Origin of the sequence: uncultured Wocania sp. (assembly GCF_964021735.1) — a bacterium.
GTDB lineage: Bacteria > Bacteroidota > Bacteroidia > Flavobacteriales > Flavobacteriaceae > Wocania_A.
Genome location: NZ_CAXIBN010000279.1, coordinates 1 through 2,269, shown reverse-complemented (window position 1 = coordinate 2,269; position 2,269 = coordinate 1). Strand labels below are relative to the sequence as shown.

The 2,269-nt window shown below is 33.1% G+C and carries 1 protein-coding gene; it reads left to right on the top strand.

What is annotated here, in order from left to right; genetic code table 11:
• Nucleotides 1-169 precede the first annotated feature (169 nt).
• Entirely contained in the window at nucleotides 170-2,269 is a 2,100-nt protein-coding gene (locus tag AADI82_RS14945) for a gliding motility protein RemB (RefSeq protein WP_341217208.1), read from the top strand.

Genomic DNA, 2,269 nt, shown 5'->3' with positions numbered 1-2,269 from the left:
AAAACCGTTATCAATTTAATTGATAACGGTTTTTTATTGACCAGAACTTGTTTCAGATTCTCAAAATCAACTATTCATGTTTAGAAATTGAAATCGTATGTTCTATTAAGAATAGGAATCTTAAAAAATATAGTATCTTTCTGCTCAAAATTAATTCTTATTAAATTCTATGAAGCAATTCGTTGTCCTACTTATACTTTTGGTTCAATATAATGTATGCGCGCAAGACACTTTTTTATATGAAAAGCCACCCGTTTTTGCTAATTGTGAGGCTGTAGAAATAGATGTTTTGCAACAGTGTTTTAACAATAATATATTCACCCATATTTACGAGAACTTTAAAATACCAAAAAAGGCTTTAGATGAGAATTATAAAGGTGATATCGCCGTACTTTTTGAGGTTGATACAATAGGTTTGTTTAAGGTGATTTATGTTGATGCTATTTATAATGAATTAAAAGACGAAGCAAAGCGTGTTTTTGCATTGTTGCCAAAAGTAAAACCGGCAACTTATAATGGAAGAACGACTTATAAGCAATATTCCATTGCGATTAAAATACCATTGATAAATCAATCGAAGGTTTCAATAAATGTTACAAAAGTTAACGAAATATCTAAATTAGAAGCCGCGGCAAAAACAGAGTTCGATAGTGTAAACACAAGCCTAAAAGCTTTTGATAATAAAGGGTATACGAGTCAACTAAATATTCCTTTTACGCATAGTGATTATTCAAAGTTTGATAGAAATATGAATCTTATCGGAACCAATAGTCACACGGCATCAAAACCATTTGTTTATGAGGAAGTTTCAAACTATTACGATTTTAAAGCTGAAAATCAAAAACTTAAAAAAGAAGCCAGTACTTGGGCAGGTAAAAAGCTTTGGAATGAGCATTTAGTGCAATTACAAGGAGAAGATTATTGGTTTACTATCAATCCTATTTTTGATTTGCAAGTTGGTAAAGATACCGATGCAGATTTTAGCTCTACATATAACAATACTCGTGGGTTTTTAGTTCAAGGTGGTTTGGGTAAAAAGCTGAATTTTTATGCCTCAGTTTTCGAGAGTCAAGGACGATTTGCACAATATGTTAATCAATATGCTGAAAGTTTAAAAGCCTTTGGCCCAGACCCAGCCATTATTCCAGGGCGTGGTATTGCAAAACGTTTTAAAAGTGATTCTTATGATTATCCGGTTGCCGAAGCGTATTTATCGTATGCGCCAGCTAAGTTTATAAACATTCAGTTTGGTCACGGTAAAAATTTTATAGGTGATGGTTATCGTTCATTGTTGTTAAGCGATGTGGCTAGTCCACACCCATTTTTAAAATTAAATACTAAGTTTTGGAAAATAAAATACACCAATACTTGGATGTGGTTAAAAGATGTGCGGCCAGAAGTTACTGAAGACGGTGCGTTTTTAACCAAATACATGGCAAATCATTATTTAAGTTGGAATGTTTCAAAACGTTTTAATTTAGGATTGTTTGAATCGGTAATTTGGGCTAATACCGAAAACAGAGGCTTCGATGTAAACTATCTAAACCCTATTATATTTTACAGAGCTATTGAATTTGAAACCGGGCAAGATGCTGGTAATGCCATTATTGGAGCATCAGCAAAATATAAATGGAACGATAATGTAAATATTTATAGCCAGTTTGTTTTAGATGAATTTTCGCTGAGTGATATAAAAGGCGGTGAAAAAAGTTGGAAAAATAAATATGGATATCAAATAGGTGTTAAATATTTTAATGCATTTAAAGTTGAAAATTTGATGCTTCAGTTTGAATATAATCGCATACGGCCTTACACCTATTCGCATAATACGATTGCAACAAATTACGGGCACAACAATCAATCTATGGCACATTTATGGGGCGCAAACTTTAGTGAGGCTATATTAATAGGGCGTTATCATTACAAGCGTTGGTTTGCCGATGCGAAACTTGTTTTTGGTGTTCGCGGACTGGATTTTAACGATGGCACCGATAATTTTAGTTACGGCTCGGATATTTTTAGAAACTATAACGACCGCCCTTTTGATACCGGTGTTGAAGTTGGACAGGGCATAAAAACAAAAACCTTTAACGGCAATCTGCAAGCGGGTTATACCATTAATCCAGCATCAAATTTAAAGCTGTTTACCGATATTAGTTTTAGAAATTTTAATCCTGAAGCTATTACAGCGTCTACTTTTAAAAGTAACACGGTCTGGTTTAATTTTGGATTAAGAACCGATTTATTTAATTGGTATTTTGATAATTAA

Coding starts and splice junctions, on each gene's coding strand:
- AADI82_RS14945 (WP_341217208.1), top strand. CDS start 170: ATGAAGCAATTCGTTGTCCTACTTATACTTTTGGTTCAATATAATGTA.